Origin of the sequence: Muribaculum sp. An289, assembly GCF_002159555.1 — a bacterium.
GTDB classification, from domain to species: domain Bacteria; phylum Bacteroidota; class Bacteroidia; order Bacteroidales; family UBA932; genus Merdivivens; species Merdivivens faecigallinarum.
This window is the reverse complement of the sequence record NZ_NFIV01000009.1, coordinates 1-18,463: the sequence shown is the minus strand read 5'-3', so window position 1 is coordinate 18,463 and position 18,463 is coordinate 1. Positions and strand designations below refer to the sequence as shown.

General features: G+C 49.0%; 13 protein-coding genes and 1 pseudogene. 9 read left to right on the top strand and 5 right to left on the bottom strand.

Going from position 1 to position 18,463, the window contains the following annotated elements; genetic code table 11:
• The first annotated feature begins 34 nt into the window (after positions 1 to 34).
• Positions 35 to 1,042, top strand: coding sequence for a lysylphosphatidylglycerol synthase transmembrane domain-containing protein (locus tag B5F83_RS07970; protein ID WP_087279487.1), 1,008 nt, complete (start codon positions 35 to 37; stop codon positions 1,040 to 1,042).
• Here the strand turns inward: B5F83_RS07970 and B5F83_RS07965 are convergent.
• Positions 1,002 to 1,616, bottom strand: coding sequence for a deoxynucleoside kinase (locus B5F83_RS07965; protein ID WP_087279490.1), 615 nt, complete (start codon positions 1,614 to 1,616; stop codon positions 1,002 to 1,004). The genes B5F83_RS07970 and B5F83_RS07965 overlap by 41 nt on opposite strands.
• A 1,076-nt stretch (positions 1,617 to 2,692) precedes the next feature.
• Here B5F83_RS07965 and B5F83_RS10645 point away from each other — a divergent pair.
• Genes B5F83_RS10645 through B5F83_RS07950 form a run of 3 tightly spaced genes read left to right on the top strand, consistent with a single transcriptional unit; the run spans position 2,693 to position 7,800 of the window.
• Complete coding sequence (locus tag B5F83_RS10645; RefSeq protein ID WP_158094191.1) at positions 2,693 to 3,337, top strand: MBL fold metallo-hydrolase; 645 nt, start codon at positions 2,693 to 2,695, stop codon at positions 3,335 to 3,337.
• 13 nt (positions 3,338 to 3,350) lie between these two features.
• On the top strand, positions 3,351 to 6,101 hold the full coding sequence (gene uvrA, locus B5F83_RS07955; RefSeq protein WP_087279497.1) for an excinuclease ABC subunit UvrA: 2,751 nt from the start codon (positions 3,351 to 3,353) through the stop codon (positions 6,099 to 6,101).
• 4 nt (positions 6,102 to 6,105) lie between these two features.
• Positions 6,106 to 7,800, top strand: a complete 1,695-nt coding sequence (locus tag B5F83_RS07950) for a nucleoside kinase (RefSeq protein WP_087279499.1) — start codon at positions 6,106 to 6,108, stop codon at positions 7,798 to 7,800.
• Between the two features lie 4 nt (positions 7,801 to 7,804).
• Here B5F83_RS07950 and B5F83_RS07945 read toward each other — a convergent pair whose 3' ends face one another.
• Together B5F83_RS07945 and B5F83_RS07940 are read right to left on the bottom strand one after the other, a co-directional pair.
• Positions 7,805 to 9,001, bottom strand: coding sequence for a peptidoglycan DD-metalloendopeptidase family protein (locus B5F83_RS07945; RefSeq protein ID WP_087279502.1), 1,197 nt, complete (start codon positions 8,999 to 9,001; stop codon positions 7,805 to 7,807).
• A 20-nt stretch (positions 9,002 to 9,021) separates the two neighbouring features.
• Positions 9,022 to 10,758: a tetratricopeptide repeat protein gene (locus B5F83_RS07940; RefSeq protein WP_158094190.1), complete on the bottom strand. Its 1,737-nt coding sequence runs from the start codon at positions 10,756 to 10,758 to the stop codon at positions 9,022 to 9,024.
• Positions 10,759 to 10,910: 152 nt separating this feature from the next.
• Here B5F83_RS07940 and B5F83_RS07935 point away from each other — a divergent pair, with 152 nt between their 5' ends.
• Both B5F83_RS07935 and B5F83_RS07930 read left to right on the top strand, forming a co-directional pair.
• Positions 10,911 to 11,480: an RNA polymerase sigma factor gene (locus B5F83_RS07935; RefSeq protein WP_087279508.1), complete on the top strand. Its 570-nt coding sequence runs from the start codon at positions 10,911 to 10,913 to the stop codon at positions 11,478 to 11,480.
• Entirely contained in the window at positions 11,458 to 12,738 is a 1,281-nt protein-coding gene (locus B5F83_RS07930; RefSeq protein ID WP_087279510.1) for an outer membrane beta-barrel protein, read from the top strand. The genes B5F83_RS07935 and B5F83_RS07930 overlap by 23 nt, the downstream gene beginning before the upstream one ends.
• Here the strand turns inward: B5F83_RS07930 and B5F83_RS07925 are convergent.
• Complete coding sequence (locus B5F83_RS07925; RefSeq protein WP_087279514.1) at positions 12,735 to 13,481, bottom strand: ATP-binding cassette domain-containing protein; 747 nt, start codon at positions 13,479 to 13,481, stop codon at positions 12,735 to 12,737. The genes B5F83_RS07930 and B5F83_RS07925 overlap by 4 nt on opposite strands.
• Before the next feature lie 2 nt (positions 13,482 to 13,483).
• Positions 13,484 to 14,227, bottom strand: a complete 744-nt coding sequence (locus B5F83_RS07920; protein WP_087279532.1) for an ABC transporter permease — start codon at positions 14,225 to 14,227, stop codon at positions 13,484 to 13,486.
• A 175-nt stretch (positions 14,228 to 14,402) separates the two neighbouring features.
• Between B5F83_RS07920 and B5F83_RS07915 the strand changes: the two genes are divergently transcribed.
• From B5F83_RS07915 to B5F83_RS07905, 3 genes and pseudogenes are all read left to right on the top strand, one after another.
• Positions 14,403 to 15,938, top strand: a complete 1,536-nt coding sequence (locus B5F83_RS07915; RefSeq protein WP_158094189.1) for a YifB family Mg chelatase-like AAA ATPase — start codon at positions 14,403 to 14,405, stop codon at positions 15,936 to 15,938.
• Positions 15,939 to 16,396: 458 nt separating this feature from the next.
• The gene (locus tag B5F83_RS07910; RefSeq protein WP_087279520.1) at positions 16,397 to 17,860 is read left to right on the top strand and encodes a DUF4062 domain-containing protein; all 1,464 of its coding nucleotides are present in this window, start codon (positions 16,397 to 16,399) and stop codon (positions 17,858 to 17,860) included.
• A gap of 308 nt (positions 17,861 to 18,168) precedes the next feature.
• Positions 18,169 to 18,463: pseudogene (locus B5F83_RS07905) on the top strand (DDE transposase); the annotation flags it as partial.

Below are 18,463 nucleotides of genomic sequence, written 5' to 3'. Positions count from 1 at the left end.
TTTTATCGGATTAGAAAAATCTGTAAGGACGACGATGACACCGGAGCGGAGGAAGAAAATCACGAAAGCACTCAAATGGCTGATTTCATTGGCCATCGCCGCCCTGCTGCTGTACCTGTCTTTCCGCTCGGTCAAATGGGAGGATTTTTTCGGCGGGCTTAAGGAATGCCGTTTCTGGCTCGTGCTCCTTTCGATGGCCGCCAGCATTTCAGCCTTCTTCCTGCGTGCCGCAAGATGGCGCGAAATCATGAAACCCCTCAACAGGAACATCCGTTTCGGAGAGACATTCGACGGCATAAACATAGGGAACATATCCAATTTCGCATTCCCCCGTGCCGGCGAATTCGTAAGATGCGGGGTAATCTCGTCCACCGGGAAACTCCGCTATGACCGCGTGCTCGGGACGGTCGTCCTTGAGAGAAGCTGGGACATGCTGACACTCCTGGTACTCCTCGCCGCCTTCCTGCTCATAAAATGGAAGAATTTCGGGAATTTTGTCAGCGAGCAGATGTGGAAGCCTTTGAGCGAATCGCTTTCATTCAGCCTCTGGTGGATAGTGGCGGCCGTAGCAGTGGCGCTCGCAGCGATAGCCGTGCTGATATATCGCACACGCAAAACCAATAAAATCTCAGGAAAATTGAGCGCAATCGTAAAAGGGGCCCTGCAAGGTTTCACTTCGGCGTTCAGGATGGAGAAAAAATGGCGCTTCCTCCTTTATACGATAGCAATCTGGGTGATTTACTGGCTCATGAGCTACCTTACCATGCTCTCCCTCCCGAAACTCGATGCCCTCAATGCATCCGATGCCATGTTCCTGATGCTGGTAGGCAGCATAGCATGGGCGATTCCGGTGCCCGGAGGCTTCGGCTCCTTCCATATACTCGTGTCCCTGGCCCTGACTATGGTTTACGGGGTCGAATACAACGAAGGCCTCGCCTTTGCCACTCTTTCCCATGAAGCACAAGCACTTACCATGATACTGTGCGGGGTAATCTCCCTTGTCAGAATAGCCCGTTCAAACGCGCGTCGATCCGGTCGATGATATTTTCAAAATCCTTCGGCGAAGACTCGAACTTCAAATTGTCCGTATCGACAATAAGCAGTTTATCCTTGTCATAACCGGAAATCCACTCTTCGTAACGGTCGTTCAAGCCTTTAAGATAATCGATACGGATGCTGTTTTCGTATTCCCTTCCCCGCTTCTGTATGTTGGCAACGAGATTCGGGATGGAGGATTTCAGATATATCAGAAGATCAGGCCTGCGCACGAGAGACATCATAAGATTGAACAGGTCGGTATAATTTTCAAAATCCCTCGTGGACATCAGCCCCATCGCATGCAGATTCGGGGCGAAAATCTTCGCATCCTCGTATATCGTCCTGTCCTGGATGACACATTCGTTGCTCGAAAGAATCTCTACGACATCCTTGAAACGCTTATTGAGAAAATATATCTGGAGGTTGAAGGACCACCTTTCCATATCTTCATAAAAATCCGCCAGATACGGATTGTATTCGACACTCTCGAACTTCGCTTTCCAACCATAATGCTGTGAAAGCATGCGGGTAAGCGTAGTCTTCCCGCTTCCTATGTTTCCTGCTACGGCTATATGCATGACAAACTGTTTTTATTGGGCAAATATACGCAGAAGCAGAGAGCAGAGCAAATGAATTTATTCAAATTGCTATGCCGAGGCGCAACAGTATTTCTGGCGCGATAGCGGCAACTATACGCAGAAGCCGAGAGCCTCGTATTAGGGGAAAGTGCCACCAATTCGCGGCAAAATGGTTCACTTTCCCGGGAAAAACGGCGAAAATGGCGGTAAAATCAATATTTTCGAGGGGAAAGTGCACCGAATGACCGGTAATTTGGTTCACTTTCCCTCATCAGGCTGGACCATGCCATTGCCTGTTAATCATATCGTGTCTACAGTTAAATCCGTCCATTGAAATCCGTCACAATTGCCGAAAGCAAAAAAAAAGAAGCCGAGAGCATAGCAAATGAACTACTGTAATTGCACCGCCACGTCAACTGTAATTGCACCGCCATGTCCCATGACAGTTTTCCAAAAGTCTGGAGCGAGTAAAATATTTGCAAATAGTTGATTGCCAATTATTTAAGAAAATACAACTCGCTTTTAATCATGTCCGTATACCCCTCAAAAGCGAGCTGAATTTTGGTAAACCATTGATTATTAATAATTTAGCAAAACATAACTCGCTCCAAACTTTTTCGGGAGGCCAAAGAATCAGCGCCGGTGAAAGAACTGCGGGACAAAGCATGAAGGAAGAAAAACCGAGGAGGCGGGTAGGAATCGGATTTTGTCGGTATATTTTACCGGTATATTTTGCCGGCATATTTTTCAACCTCACAGCCAGCCTCTACTTTCACAACTTATTGATATCCAATGTTTTACCAAAACCGCCCCTGCGCTTGGGTACCTTGGAAAGTACCCAAAGCCAGCCTGCATTTTTGCAACTTATTGATTATCAAACACCCTCGAAAAAGAGGAATGGCTATGGGGTGGGAAATACGGTGGCCCGTGGAGGCAAAACCGCGACAAGTGGCTTTACTAGCGGCTTTACTGACAAGCGGCTTTCGGAACGGTGCCGAATCACAAAAATATCCGCATCGGAGCGCATTTTTAAGCAATTTTATATAACTTGCAGAATAAAATTTTACCGGCGACTTATGATTGAAATAAAAAGATTTTACTTCAACGACCTGCGCGAATGCACCATGGTGCTGTGGGACGAAACGAAAGAGGCGGTGATAATCGACCCTGGATGCTATACCGATACGGAAAAGAAAAGGCTGGAGCAGTTCATAACGGACAATTCGTTGAAACCGGTCAAGATACTGCTGACACACATGCACTTCGACCATGTTCTGGGACTCGGTTTCGTCACGGACAAATGGAAAGCGGACACATATATGGCCCCGGAAGACAAGGAACAGAGGGCATACGTCCCGAGATTCTGCGAAATGATGGGCTATGCCACACCGGAACTTCCGGAAAAAACGCTCGACATACATGACGGGGACAGGATAACATTCGGACATTCGCAGCTTGAAGTCATAGCGACACCGGGCCACACCCGCGGCGGCGTTTGCTTTTTCAGCAAAGAAAACAATTTTCTGATTTCGGGGGACACGCTTTTTGCAGGAAGCATCGGACGGACAGACCACCCTTCGGGAGACTATGACGCCCTGATGAAGAGCATCATGACGAAAATCATCCCTTTAGGCGATGACATAGAGGTGATTCCGGGACACGGATATCCTACGACGATAGGTGAAGAAAGGCTAAAGAACCCGTTCCTCCAGCCATACTAAAACAGAACAGAGATTGGACAATTCGATAAAAATAACCGGGGCAAAGGCCCATAACCTTAAAAACGTTTCCCTTGAAATACCGAGGGACCGCCTTGTCGTAGTCACAGGGCTCAGCGGGAGCGGAAAATCCTCCCTCGCATTCGACACCATTTTTGCAGAAGGCCAGAGAAGGTACATGGACACACTCTCGGTCTATGCCAAACAGTTCATGGGCATCCTCGAAAAACCTGACGTGGAAGAAATCGAGGGCCTCAGCCCCATAATCGCAATCGAGCAGAAGACGACCGGCAACAACCCGCGCTCCACCGTCGGGACTACAACGGAAATCTATGATTTCCTGAGGCTTCTTTACGCAAAGGCTTCGGAAGCATATTCTCCTGTGACAGGGAAAAAGATGGTGAAATATTCCGACTCGCAGATTGTCTCGCTCATAATCGAACGCTACAAGGGAAAGAAATGTGTCCTGCTCTCCCCATTGGTCAAAGGAAGGAAAGGCCATTACCGTGAACTCATCTCGTCACTTCGCAAGAAAGGCTTCAACGAGGCCCGGATAGACGGCGAGATAGTCCTGCTGGAAGAAGTCCAGCCGTTGGACCGCTACAAACCGCATTTCATAGAACTCGTCATAGACAAACTGAAGCCCAAGGACGAAGACGAAAAGCGCATAAGGGAGTCGGTCACCACCGCCCTTGCCCAAGGAAAGGGAGAACTGGCCGTAATGAATCCGGAGGACGGGAAAATGCAATATTTTTCCAAACACCTCGTTTGTCCGGACAGCGGGATTTCGCTTCCCGAACCGGCTCCGCACACATTTTCATTCAACTCCCCGAGAGGCTACTGCCCCAACTGCAAAGGCCTCGGAAGGATACGGAACATACAGATAGACAGCATTATTCCGGATAAAAGCAAATCAATTGCCGACGGAGGGATAATCCCGCTCGGAAAATCCCGGGAAAACAAAAAATTCGATGTCGTCCGGGCCATCGCCCAGAAATACGGCTTTTCCCTGTTCGACCCGATTGACGAGATACCACAGGATGCCCTGTCGCTGCTGATATACGGGTCCGATGAACTGTTCAGGATAGGAAGCGGGGCCAATTCCGAAATGGTGACATTCAAAGGGGTGATGGACGATGTTACGGAAACCGTCGAATGCCCGGTATGCCACGGAAAGAGGCTCAATGAAGAGAGCCTGCTGTTCAGGATAGACGGGAAAAACATCTACGAGGTCTCCCAAATGGAGATTTCCGAATTGCAGAAATGGCTCCGATCACTCCCTGAAAAACTCTCCGCCAGGCAGTCCACCATAGCACGTGACATACTGAAGGAACTGAACGACAGGGTAGGTTTCCTCATGGACGTGGGCCTCGAATACCTGACACTCTCGCGCCCGGCATCGTCGTTGTCCGGAGGTGAAAGCCAGAGAATCAGGCTCGCAACCCAGATAGGCTCGAAATTAGTGAACGTACTGTATATATTGGACGAACCGAGCATAGGGCTCCATTACAGGGACAACCGCAAACTGATTGATTCGCTGAAAAAACTGCGCGACGAGGGCAACTCGGTCATGGTCGTGGAGCACGACAGGGAAATGATGGAAAACGCCGACTGGCTCATCGACATGGGCCCCGGAGCCGGAGAACTCGGAGGGGAAGTCCTTTACAACGGCCCCGTTTCGGGAATCAAAGGTATATCCACACCGACCCTTGACTACCTCAACGGCCTCAAAAACATAGACATTCCTCCGGCAAGAAGGAAAGGCAACGGTACTTTCCTGAACCTCAGGGGCGCAAGAGGGAACAACCTCAAAAACGTAGACATATCGATACCTTTAGGCTGTTTTGTCGGGATAAGCGGCGTGAGCGGCAGCGGAAAATCGACCCTCATAACCGAAACGCTGATGCCGGTACTCAGCAACATATTTTACCGCTCCAGCCTCACAGCACAGCCATACGATGAAATAACGGGAGTGGAAAACATCGACAAACTCGTCGAGATAGACCAAAGTCCGATAGGGAAAACCGCGCGGAGCAACCCGGCGACGTATACGGACGTATTCACCGACATACGCAAACTCTTCGAAGAGACTCCGGATGCCAAGATACGCGGCTTCAAATCCGGACGGTTTTCATTCAATGTAAGCGGAGGCCGGTGCGAGGAATGCAAAGGGGCGGGAATCAAGGTAATCGAAATGAATTTCCTCCCGTCGGTGAACGTAACATGCCCGCAATGCGGAGGGAAAAGATACAATCCGGACACCCTCGCCGTAAAATACAAGGGGAAAAACATCAGCGATGTGCTTGAAATGCCTGTCAGCGAAGCATACGGCTTTTTCAGGAACATCCCTTCAATCGCTTATAAATTGCAGGCCCTGTGCGATGTCGGGCTCGGTTACATACGCCTCGGGCAGTCGTCCGTAACGCTCAGCGGAGGAGAAAGCCAGAGAATCAAACTCGCGGCCGAATTTTCCCGAAAGGCGACCGGGAACACTCTGTACATCTTAGACGAACCTACCACCGGCCTGCATTTCGATGATATAAAAATACTTCTGAACGTATTGCAGAAACTTGTAGACCAAGGCAATACCGTCATCATAATCGAACACAACCTCGACATCCTCAAGTCCGTGGATTACATATTCGACTTAGGACCGGAAGGAGGAGAAAAGGGAGGGCGGATCGTGGCCGAAGGGACCCCGGAAGAGATAGCCGGGAATCCCGAGTCCGTAACCGGACCCTACCTGAAGGAGGCATTAAACATCTGATATCATGAAACTGGACATCTTCTGCGAAAACGACGGAAAAACCTATAGCATAGAAGAAGGAACGAAAATCTCGGAACTTCTCGCCATATCCGGCTGCAAATGCCGTTTTCCTGTCATAGCCGCACTCGAAAACAACCTGCTGAAAGAACTCGGCAGAAGGCTTTACGCCCCATGCAAAATAAGATTCATCGACCGTTCCCACCCGGACGGAAGGCGCACTTACATGCGTTCCCTGTGCTTCATTGTCCAGAAAGCCGTTTCGGAAATTTTCCCGGACAGATGCCTCACCTACGATTACTCTCTGCCCAACGGACTTTATGCCGAAATACGCGAACCTGACAACGGCAACCAGGGAGAAAAACCGGTGACCGTAAACATTACGGACAAAGACATGGAGCGCATCCGCGGACGTGTCAGTGAACTCATACAGGCCGACATCCCGTTCATCAAAAAAAAGGCGGAAGCCGAAGAGGCCGCCGGAATATTCCGGAAAAATTTCCAGCCGCAGAAAGCCGAACTCATAGAGAGCCTCGGAAGGTTCACGACCTCCCTGTATTCCTTTGACGGATGGCAGGACACGTTTTACGGCCCGCTCGCCCCGTCATCCGGAATCGCGGACACATACGACATCTATCGCTTCGGGGAAGGCTTCTGCATCAGATGGCCATCAATCAACGACCCTGAAAGGCTTACGTCTTTCAAAATGCAGGACAAACTCTATTCGGTACTGAAAGAGCACTCCGACTGGTGCCATATCATGGGAGTGTCCGGAGTCGGGACTTTGAACAAGTGCATAATCGAAGGGAAGGCCAAAGACCTGATAAACATATCCGAGGCCCTTCATGAAAGAAAATACGCCCGCATAGCGGACATGATTTATTCCCGCAGGGACAAGACACGGATAGTCGCGATAGCCGGGCCTTCGAGCAGCGCAAAGACCACTACGTCAAAGCGGATTGCCATGCAATGCAAGGTATTAGGGCTCAATCCGGTAGTAATCGAACTCGACAATTATTTCGTCAACAGGGAATTCACCCCGAGGGACGAAAACGGGGAATACGATTTCGAATCGTTGAAGACAATGGACCTCAAACTCCTGAATTCCAACCTTAACGACCTTTTGGACGGGAAGGAAATAGAGATGCCGAGGTTCAATTTTGCGGAAGGAAAACGCGAATATCGCGGGGACCGTCTGAAAATGTCCGAAGACGACATCCTGATAATGGAGGGCATACATGCGCTGAATCCCGAAATGACCTCGGAGATAGACAACGAAAGGATTTTCAAAGTCTATGCTTCCGCCCTCACCTCCCTCTCGCTGGATGAAAACAACAATATCTCCACCTCGGACAACCGCCTGCTGAGAAGAATCGTAAGGGACAACAGGACGAGGGGGACGAGCCCTGAAAGCACAATATTGCGCTGGCCGAGCGTGCGTTCCGGCGAAACGAAAAACATTTTCCCGTTCCAGGAAAATGCGGATGCCATGTTCAATTCGGCGCTAATATTCGAACTTCCGGCATTGAAGTTCCATGTGGCACCGCTGCTGAGACGGATTTCACCACGGTCGGAAGCCTATACGGAAGCCGTGAGGCTGCTGAAGTTTCTGGATTATGTCGTGACCCTCTCGCCTGAAGAAATGGCGGCGATACCTCCTACATCGATTATGAGGGAATTCATCGGAGGTGGAAGCCTGTAACTTCCTATCTCAACCAATGTTCTGGATTCTGAGGGGTCTGCCCTTTCCATATCTGGAAATGGAAGACCGTATCTCCGTTTATGGTATCTACCGTACCGATGGTTTCACCGGCACTTACAGCCTGCCCGGATTTTACGGAAACCGAACCCAGTTTGCAGTAAAATGTAAAATAATCCCCGTGCTGCACGAGAACGCACTGGTTATAACCCGGCATCACGACAATCTGTTTTACCACCCCGTCGAAGACACAGCGCACGGTGGCGGACGGATCGGTCACTATGTTCACGCCGTAGTTGTACGGCATCTTGACACCTTTGAAGACAGGATGGTAATGCTGCCCGAAAGTCTCTATCACCGCATGGGACTCCGTAGGCCACGGTATTTTCCCCTTGTTCTTGGAAAATTCTCCCGAAAGGGCGTAATCTATTTCAGCTGAACCGGAAGCCGCATCCCGGGCCTTCTGTTTTTCCCTCATGGCCTGCTCTACCAGGCGCTTTATCTCCGCATTCAGGGCAGCCACCTGCTTGTTTTTCTGCTTCAACTGTTTTTCGAAAGACTTCCGGTCTTTTTTCAGACGGTCCTCCACTTTCCGCGCATTGGCCTCCTCCGATTTTAATGAATTGATTTCCTTTATCCTGTCGTCCTTGGCCGCCACCGATTCATTCCTCAGGCGCTGGAGATTCATCCTCTCCCCGGACAGTTCTTCTTTCAGATTCCTGATTTCCTCAGCCCTTGAATCAAGGCTTGCAGACAGGTTCTTGAAATACATGTACCTCCTGTAAGTCTGGACGATGTTGTCACCCGAAAGGATGTAGGCGAACCAGAGGCGGGAGTCCCTGTTCCTGTAAGCCACACGTACCAGATGCTCATAATGCACCATAAGCGTGTCCATCTCGTCCTCCATCTTGCGGATGTTCCTGGATGTCTCGGCTATCGATCTGTCGTAAGACTTGATTTGGGCTTCGATTTCATTCACAATGGACTGCCTATTGCTGATTTTCCTGCGGATAAGCTGCAATTGCTGGGTATTGTCCCGCTGGCGGTCGGTATTGGCAGAAAGCTGGCGGTTTATCATGGCTATTTCCTGTTCCAGCCTTGCCTTCTCGGCCTTGTGGGACTCTATGTCCTGTGCATGGGAAATACCGGCCATGCAGGACAAGGTAAGGAAAAGGGACAGGACTATGTTTCTGAAGATTCTCATCCGGCAGGTCTGACAGGCTTTCACTTGGAGTCTTTGCGGGAAGCTCCGGATTTATAGCGCGATACTTTTTCTTCCAGCCCTTCTATCTTCTCGGAAGGGGCCGCGGCCGCATTCTTCTCTATGGCCTGGTTCCAATACAGGAAGGCGAGATCCTTGTCCCCGAGCGAATACAGGATTTCCGCATAATGGTCGAGGATTACCGCGCTTTCACGGCCGCCGTAAAGCATGGCGTGGCGGAAAAGGTCCCTGGCCTCGTATGAGCGGCCGAGAAGATGCAATATCCATCCGTAAGTATCCAGATATGTAGGATTGTCCGGTTCGGCATCAACGCATTTCTTCCCCATTTCGGAAGCCCGTTTGAGATTCTTCCCCTGAAGGCTGAGATAATAGGCGTAATTGTTGAGCACCGGCAGATTGTCGGGATCCAGTTTGAGTACCTTCTCATAATAACGGTTCCCCTGTTTCGGGTTGCCCCTCTCATGGTAGATGTCCCCGATTATGGCATAACAGCCGGAAACCGCCGACGTATCGTCCGGCACCAACGACAGAAGCCGGTCGAACTGGGCCAGCGCACCGTCATAATCCTTTACCATGATACATGCTATACCGCGCTGTTCCACAAAATACGGCTCCCCGGCAAAGCGTTCCGCCGCCTTGTCCGAAGCCGCATAGTATTCGGGCCATTTCTGCAATGAATACAGGGCCGACAGGTAATTTCCCCACGCCCCCTTGCTGTCAGGGAACATCGAAACGTTTTCCTTGAAAAGCCCCATAGCCCTGTCCGGCCTTCCGGTAAAGAAATAATAGTAACCCACGGACATGTTCATGAGCGTATCATTGGCATTGACAGCCAGGGCCGTCTCCATCAACGAATCTATCTGCGGCCTGAAGGCTTCGAGAAAATAGGGGTCCTTCGGGGAAAAGGCGTCGTTCAGATACCTCCCCTTCATCTGCGAATCGATATAAGGGTCCGAAATGAACCTTTCTATACAGTCGAAATAATCGTCGTAATTGCTGTCCATGCGGTAAATGCCGGCAATGTTAAGCAGCGCCGGCGCATAATCCGATTCGAGCGACAGCGCCTCTTCGTACATAATCATGGCCGAATCCTTGTCGTAACGGCTCAGATAATAATCCCCCAGCAGCGAAGATATCTGCGGGGACGCATGTGAGGCATTGTAGCGCTTCAGGTGGCGGTATCCCTCATCGGTCTTACCGGTAATCCTCAGCAAATCGAAGCGGGCATAGGCGGTCATGTCCGTCTCGCCGAATACCGTTTCAATCTGCGAAAGGGTCGAAAGGGCATCGTCATAACGGTTTTCCTGCATGTACAGGTCTATCAGCGTATAGTACAGTTCCGTCTTTTTCGGAAAGTCTTCGAGGAGCCGCTCATACATGGATATCGTCAGTTCAGGCCTCCCTGTCCTGGCATAAAGGACGGCAAGCCTGTATTTGTACCAGAAATTTCCCGGGTCGATTGACACAGCCTTTTTCAAGGCAGCCTCCGCGCCGCTTTCATTGCCGAGAGCGAAACGCACCAGACCCATATAATAGAATGCAGCGTCGTTTTCCGGGTCCTTTTCCATAAGCCGGCCCAATATCCTGTGCGCCCCGGCAAAATCTTTATTGTTGAATTTATTTACAGCCTCCGCCAACATCGACTCGTCATTATAGCCCTTTTCCTGACCGGCGGCCCCGAAGACCGCTCCGAAGGCAAGGCAAACGGTTATAATCACGAACACGGTTTTCCTTTTCATAAGAAAATTTTTATCATCATACAAAAATAGCAATTTAATCATACAATAATCGCTCCACCGGGACAGAAAGTCGTTTATTTTACTATTTTTGAAAATTAATTTGAATTTCAATGCAACATTGAACCGATGCTTTGCATCTATAAAACGGTATTATGGAACTGAGCGTGCCGAGGCCGGACATACAGGAACTTATTGAAAGATGCCTCGTGCGCGACAGGAGAGCATACAAGGAGCTTTTTGAGGAGTTTGCCCCCAAGATGCTCCCGCTCTGCATAAGATATATGAGAAACCGTGAAGATGCCGAAGATGTGTTGCAGGACGGATTCATAACTCTTTTCAACCAGATTGACAGATATGAAGGGCGGGGTTCGTTCGAAGGATGGGTGAGGAGAATCTTCGTTACCACGGCACTGATGCATTTAAGAAAAAAGGACCCGCTGAAAATCAGCGACGATATAACCGAAGTGCGGACTCTCGGCGACATGGAAAGTTCTGCAATACAAAGGCTGGAGCACAAGGAACTGCTCCGTCTCGTAGCGGGACTTCCTGCCGGATTCAGGGTCGTATTCAACCTCTATGTCATAGAGGGGTATTCGCACAAGGAAATCAGCGACATGCTGGGAATCAGCGAAGCCACATCACGCAGCCAGCTTAGCAGGGCAAGGTTCTGGTTGCAGCAAAAGATTAAGGAAAACGAAAATGACCGAGAAAGAATTCGATGACATATTCAAATCCCTGAACGACGTTACCGAAACGCCGGGAGACGGTATATGGGAAGGCATCGAGCGCAGGATGGCCCGCCGGAGGAGGCTTGTACTTCTCAGACGTGCCGGAATGATAAGCGCCGCTGCCGCAATAGTCATCGCCGCCCTACTGCTGAAACCGGAGGCGGGCCATGAAACGGCGGTCAGGGTAATAGAAGGAACGGAGCGGCTGGCGGAAGCATCCACAGAGCCGGAAGCATCGGAGGACGGTGTCGGAAATCCTGCCGGAAATCCTGTCGGGGACCTTGCTGAAAATCCTGCCGGGGACCGTCGGGAAACCTTCGGTGCCACAGAAACTGCGACTGTTGAAGCCACAGGAGCAGCGGCTGTTGATGCAATCGGGACGGTCACCTCTGCCGTCCATGCTACGGAAGTTACGAAAGCTACAGAAGATGTCACTGTCCAATCCTCAGGGACACCGGCCAAGGCTACTTCGGGAGCGGACGATGAGCCTGAGACGAGGTACAGCCAGGAAGAACTTGACAGGATGAGCATCGACGACTTCGATGAATCCGGAACATGGACGTGGAAAGAGGGAAAAGTCCGGAAAAATAAAAAGGATTACCTTGCCGCAGTCCTCGACCTGAGCACGACGGCCGAAGCCGGGACTTTTGCAAACGGGATAGTGTCGCCGGCCGAAATCCGGCATATTCGTAAAATGAACGCCTACAAGGTCGACCCCGGCCTCAACAAGAAAGACACGGTCATCGAAAGGAACTCCGGCTCATATTCCATTCCAGTATCCGTCGGCATCGGTGCGAAAATCAGACTGTCCAAAAGATTCGACCTCGGCATCGGGCTCAATTATACAATAATGTCGAGAAAACTCGCAGGGGAATTCAACGGGGAATACTATAGCGAAATACGGAACATACAGCAATATATCGGCATCCCGGTGAACCTGTATTACAATATCATAGGAAACGACAAGATATCATTGTACATTCAGGCCGGAGGGGCCGTTGAGCGTGGAATTTCCGACCTTTACAGGATGACCGGGGCAGACAACAGCGTAATTACGCATCATGAACCGGTCAAGGGAGTGCAGTTTTCCGTTTCCGCCGGCATAGGCATCGAATATTGGTTCAGTTCGGTTGCGGGAGTGTACTTCGACCCTACGATAAGATATTATTTCGATAACTACCAGGCCAAGAGCATCCGCACCGACCAGCCTTTGCAGACCGGTTTCGAAATTGGCGTACGATTCAGATTCTAACCTATCAGCTTGCTTGCAAGTGCGTTGGAATGCACGAAAGCCTCAAGTTCACTGCAATCGGGGCGCAGGAAAGAGTCCCTGTCCCCCTTCCATTTCAGTTTTCCTTCATAGATAAATGATATCCTGTCGCCGATTCCCATAATCGAGTTCATGTCGTGCGTGTTGATGATAGTAGTCGTGCCGTATTCTTCGGTGATTCCGGCAATCAGTTCGTCTATCCTCACGGAAGTCATGGGGTCGAGGCCGGAATTGGGCTCGTCGCAGAAAAGGTACTTTGGATTGAGCGCAAGGGCCCTGGCTATGCCCACACGTTTCTGCATCCCGCCGCTCAGCTCGGAAGGATATTTTCCGTTTACACCCGGCAGCCCCACCCTTTCAAGAAGCATGTCCGTCTTCTCCTTTTTTTCTGCCTTCGAGAGCCTGGTGAAAAACTCCATCGGAAAGCCGATATTTTCCTCTACCGTAGCGAAATCGAACAAAGCATTGCTTTGAAAAAGGACACCCATTTCGCGATAAAGCAGTTTTCTCTCCTTCGGCGGCATCTTGGCCAAATCCTTTCCGGAATACAGTATCTCTCCGCTATCGGGGGTCAGGAGCCCCATGATATTCTTGAGCAGCACGGTCTTGCCGGAACCGCTGGCACCTATTACCATATTGCATTTTCCGGCTTCGAAAGACATCGAAATATCGTCAAGAACCTTATTGTCCCCGAAACTCTTGGTAAGATTTTTAACTTCAATCATAATCAGTACAACATGGTTTGTGTCAACAACAAATCAAAAACGAGTATCAGCATGCTCGAATATACGATCGCCTTGGTACTCGACCGGCCCACCCCGAGCGAGCCACCCGAAGCATAATAGCCGTTAAAGGCCGATATGGAGGTAATCAGGAATGAAAATACAGCGGTCTTGACACAGCTGTATACTACGTATGAGCCGTTGAAGCTGAACGTTATGCCTTCCATATAATCGGTAATCGTCACCATGTCGGACGTATAGGCGACCAATGCCCCTCCCGCCAGACCGACTATGAAGCTTATCAGCGTAAGCAGAGGACTGAGGAGGGTCGCCGAAGCGATTTTCGGAAGCACAAGATAATTCGCCGAATTCACCCCCATCATTTCCATGGCATCTATCTGCTCGGTAATCCGCATGCTGCCTAACTCGGAAGAGACATTCGAGCCTATTTTCCCGGCCAGCACCAATGCTATCATCGTGGAACAGAACTCCAGTATGAGGCTTTCACGTGTCATATAACCCACATAAAGCTTGGCCACGAAAGGATTTTCGAGATTGGCAGCCGTCTGAATCACGATAACCCCGCCGATGAAGACGGATATGAACGCGACTAAAAGGACGGAAGAAACCACCAGCTTGTCGGACTCGATTAAAAATTGCCTGAAAAACAAACGCCATTTTTCCGGACGGGCAAAAACCCGTTTCAGAAAAAGACAGTATTTTCCTATGATCTCAAAATATTTTCTCATTTCGGATTCAAAGTTAAGAAACTGTTTAGAAAATTCGCCCCGTAACTGTCAAAAAAAGATAATTTTCCGCCACGGCTGCCACATTTTTCGATTTTTGGGAATTTTTCACGGAACGGCGGTCTATTTTCGCGGGAAGAGCCGAAAAAACGGCCTGAACAAAAAAAAGGAATTTTCCATGCTTACGAAAATCAATTGTGCAAAATGCATCGGCACTGAAGCCGTACCGGTAACGGTCGAAGTGGACATATCGCCCGGTATCGGGATACACCTTACCGGCCTGCCGGATACCGCCATAAAGGAAAGCGTAATGAGGATAACGACGGCCATGAGGGCGGAAGGGTTCAGGATACCCGGGCACAGGATAGTGATAAATCTGGCCCCGGGAGACATGCGGAAAAGCGGTACCGGCTATGATGCGGCCATCGCCCTGGGAATGATTTTCTCATCGGAGCAGGCGCCCACGGGGAAGATATCCGAATATATCGTAATGGGAGAGCTCGGCCTCGATGGAAGTCTGAGAAGCGTGCCGGGAGGATTGCCCGTAGCGCAACTGGCAGCGACCTCGGGGCTTAAAGGGGTCATACTTCCAAAGGATTCCGCCATAGAGGCCACGGCGATAGAGAACATCGAGATATTATACGCGGAAAGGCTCTCCGACATACTGCATATTGTTTCGGAAAGCGGTCTGAGAGTCCTGCATGACGCCCACGGCATACTGCCTGACAGGCCGCAGGACGGAGAAGGCAATGGTACAAGGCAGGACATTCCGGACATGGCAGAAATCATAGGACAGCATGCGGCGAAAAGAGCTGTGGAGATAGCGGTTTCAGGGGGACACAATATACTGATGATAGGGACTCCGGGCAGCGGGAAAAGCACATTGGCAAGGGCTGTCAGAGGCATTATGCCGCCATTAGAGAAGGACGAGGCCATAGAAACCGGCAAGATTTATTCCATTTCGGGAATCCCGATGCCGCCCGGCAGGGAAAGGCCGTTCCGTTCCCCGAACAGGAACATTACCGTAGCATCGCTGATAGGCGGAGGCAGGAATGCGCTTCCGGGGGAAATTTCCCTGGCACACAACGGCGTGCTGTTCATAGATGAGGCGACAGAAATACGCGGAGGAATTCTCGACTCACTGAAAGAGCCTATGGAAAACAGGGAGATAATCATCTCGCGGCTTTACCACAGAATCCGTTACCCGGCCTCGTTCCTGCTGATTCTTGCCGCAAATCCATGTCCCTGCGGATATTACGGAGAGAAAGGACGGTGCAAATGCAGCCAGACCTCCATAGAGAGGCATCTGGGAAAGATATCTGGCACATTGCTGGACAGGATAGACCTGCGCATATACATGCCGCCCGTAGATGCCGACGTCCTTGTCGGCGGAAGCAAGGACGACTGCACCGTGAAAGTGGCGCAAAGGGTACTGAAGGCCCGCGAAATCCAGAAAAAACGTTTCTCGGGACAGGGCATCGCCCTGAACAGCATGATGGGCATGGAAGAAATACGGAAATATTGCATCGCCGGGCCAGGGGAAGAGGCCTTCTGCAAAAGGATTGTCGAGAGTTTCGGCCTTTCCGCCCGTGGATATGTACGCATAATGCGCACGGCACGCACGATAGCCGACCTTGCGGGGGAGGAAAAAGTATCCCGGGAACACATAGCCGAAGCCGTTTCGTACCGGAAAGCCGGACCGCTTGATATCTGATGATATATGAAGAAGTCGGAAAATGTAATTAAATTTGTGAAAAATATGCTCAATAATTATTTAAACCTCAAGAGTCAATAGTTCGTTAATTTTATAAAAATCATCCAGCGTTTCTAACGCCATAGAATAGAAGTTCTTTGAAATCAGTGTTATTTAATCGTCTGTCCGCATGTTTTGCGGACATGGAATTAAATCTATTCAGCATCGCAGCATTGTGCAATAGGGTTTTAGTTGCGCCGACGGAAAGACAGTACCCTTCTTTTCGTGCATAAGCCCTGGCGACATTGACAGGTCAACCTTGCCTGCAAATTTCCGGAGTTTCCACACTTTTTTAACACTTTTTTCAGCCTTTTGTTTTAGCTGCTCCGCAGGTGTCTACAGACCCATATTGGAGGGCTATTGATATTGTAAATTATTGATTTTTATATGTTTTTTAATTTTTATGATATATTGTAACAATGAAACGAATCAAAATATTCATAAGCAGTGTGCAGAGTGAGTTTGCGGAAGAGCGGGCTATGCTTTGCCATTATATCCGAACAGATGCGCTATTGGGAAAGTTCTTTGAGCCATTTATATTTGAAGAAGTTCCGGCAAATGAGTATCCTACAAGCCATGTGTATTTAAAGGAGGTGGAACTGTGCGATATATATTTGGGATTGTATGGTAATTTGTACGGATATGAAGATGCGGAGGGCATTTCACCTACAGAACGGGAGTATGATTTAGCTGCTGAATTACATAAGAGCCGTTTGATTTATATCAAGAGCATTAATGAGAGTAACAGGCATCCGAAAGAGACAGCTTTCATAAGAAAGGTTGAGCGAGATATAGTCCGTAAGACCTTTGTAGATATGGATGGATTGCGGACTTCTGTGTATGCCTCCTTGATTCGTTATTTGGAAGAAAAGGAGTATATCAGGTGGAGGCCATTCGATGCCTCTTACGACAATGGGGCGACGATAGATGATTTGGATGAAGATAAGATTCGCAGTTTCATTCAGGTTGCCCGTTCAAAACGAAATTTTCCACTTTCAGTGGATACGCCAATTAAAGAGTTGCTTACTCATTTAGATTTAATCGATGAGAATGATAGGATTGCCAATGCTGCAATTCTGCTTTTCGGAAAGAAACCTCAGAAATATTTTATCACTTCGGAAGTGAAGTGTGTACAGTTCTATGGTAATGTCGTGAGAAAACCGATGCCTGCATATCAAATATATCGCGGTGATGTGTTTGAATTGGTGGATCAGGCAACAAGTTTTGTGATGAGTCGTGTGGATAATTGGGTAGGAACTCGTGACGAAGGAGAAACAGCATCTGTTCCAACGCGTCCGGAATTGCCTATTGATGCAGTTAAAGAGGCGATTGTCAATGCCGTTTGCCATAGAGATTACACAAGCAATGCAAGTGTTCAGGTGATGCTGTTCCGAAATAGGCTGGAGATATGGAATCCGGGACAATTGCCGTATGGACTTACGGTACAGAAACTTCAAGGCCCTCATAAGTCGTTGCCGACTAATCCTCTGATAGCTGATCCGATGTATTGGAAGGGGTATATCGAGAAGGTTGGTACCGGTACGGAGGATATTATTGAGAAATGTCGTGATTATGGATTGAAGACTCCGGAGTTTTATCAAGAGGAAGATTTCAGAGTAGTCATCTGGAGAGCAGCAGAAGAAGAGCAAAGCGATCCAAAGCGATCCAAAGATGATCCAAAGGCGATCCAAAGCGATCCAAAAGAAGTAGAAGACCTTATAAGATTGATAAAAAATAATCCTTCGATATCAAGAGCGGAACTTGCAAGACAACTTGCTTTGAGTGAACGACAAGTGCGTAAGATGATGGATCAGTTACGAGCAGATGAAAGACTAACCAGAAAAGGAGGTAAAACAGGAAAATGGATAATAATTGATAAATAAGATAAGGTTGGGTTATTTGACAGTCGAACATAGCGAAACGTTGAAAATCTAAAATAAACACGTAACGAAGTAGCATAAAAATGTAAAGCGTAGCGAACAGACTGAAAAAGATTTCGTTACGCTATATTTTTCTCTTGTTTGAAAAATGGGGAAGGATAGAATAGGGACTGTCGTAAAAAGAATAAAAACTTTATAACGAATTGATTGCCAATGTAATATAAAATTTATATCTTAGCTAAAGATAAAAAGAATACCTCCAATTGCCCTAGAAAAGCCAAATTTGGAGGTATCGCAAAAAATTAATCTGCATGGCTAAGGTACAAAATTTCTCTGGAATATCACCCGATCTCCCTTTCACGGAGTTCGATTTTTATGAATTGTATAGGCGGACATTCGCGACTAGCGAGCTGGGAAAAATCAGGAAGAGGCTGCCGCTTGGTGAGATGGCAGAGAACTTTGGACTGATAAGCAAGAGCATGAGAGCGAAGAAAGGACGAAAAACATACTTCACCCCGGAGGGCAAGGTTGCGCTGATGTTCCTGAAGATGTACACAGGTCTGAGCAGCCCGAAGTTGATGGAGCATCTTAACGGCAACGTCCACT

Bases quoted from the DNA above. Each gene is read 5' to 3' on its own strand.
- B5F83_RS07940 (WP_158094190.1), bottom strand. From the start codon at position 10,758: ATGAAAAGGAAAACCGTGTTCGTGATTATAACCGTTTGCCTTGCCTTC.
- B5F83_RS10645 (WP_158094191.1), top strand. From the start codon at position 2,693: ATGATTGAAATAAAAAGATTTTACTTCAACGACCTGCGCGAATGCACC.
- B5F83_RS07945 (WP_087279502.1), bottom strand. From the start codon at position 9,001: ATGAGAATCTTCAGAAACATAGTCCTGTCCCTTTTCCTTACCTTGTCC.
- B5F83_RS07935 (WP_087279508.1), top strand. From the start codon at position 10,911: ATGGAACTGAGCGTGCCGAGGCCGGACATACAGGAACTTATTGAAAGA.
- B5F83_RS07965 (WP_087279490.1), bottom strand. From the start codon at position 1,616: ATGCATATAGCCGTAGCAGGAAACATAGGAAGCGGGAAGACTACGCTT.
- B5F83_RS07930 (WP_087279510.1), top strand. From the start codon at position 11,458: ATGACCGAGAAAGAATTCGATGACATATTCAAATCCCTGAACGACGTT.
- B5F83_RS07970 (WP_087279487.1), top strand. From the start codon at position 35: ATGACACCGGAGCGGAGGAAGAAAATCACGAAAGCACTCAAATGGCTG.
- B5F83_RS07915 (WP_158094189.1), top strand. From the start codon at position 14,403: ATGCTTACGAAAATCAATTGTGCAAAATGCATCGGCACTGAAGCCGTA.
- B5F83_RS07950 (WP_087279499.1), top strand. From the start codon at position 6,106: ATGAAACTGGACATCTTCTGCGAAAACGACGGAAAAACCTATAGCATA.
- B5F83_RS07920 (WP_087279532.1), bottom strand. From the start codon at position 14,227: ATGAGAAAATATTTTGAGATCATAGGAAAATACTGTCTTTTTCTGAAA.
- B5F83_RS07925 (WP_087279514.1), bottom strand. From the start codon at position 13,481: ATGATTGAAGTTAAAAATCTTACCAAGAGTTTCGGGGACAATAAGGTT.
- B5F83_RS07910 (WP_087279520.1), top strand. From the start codon at position 16,397: ATGAAACGAATCAAAATATTCATAAGCAGTGTGCAGAGTGAGTTTGCG.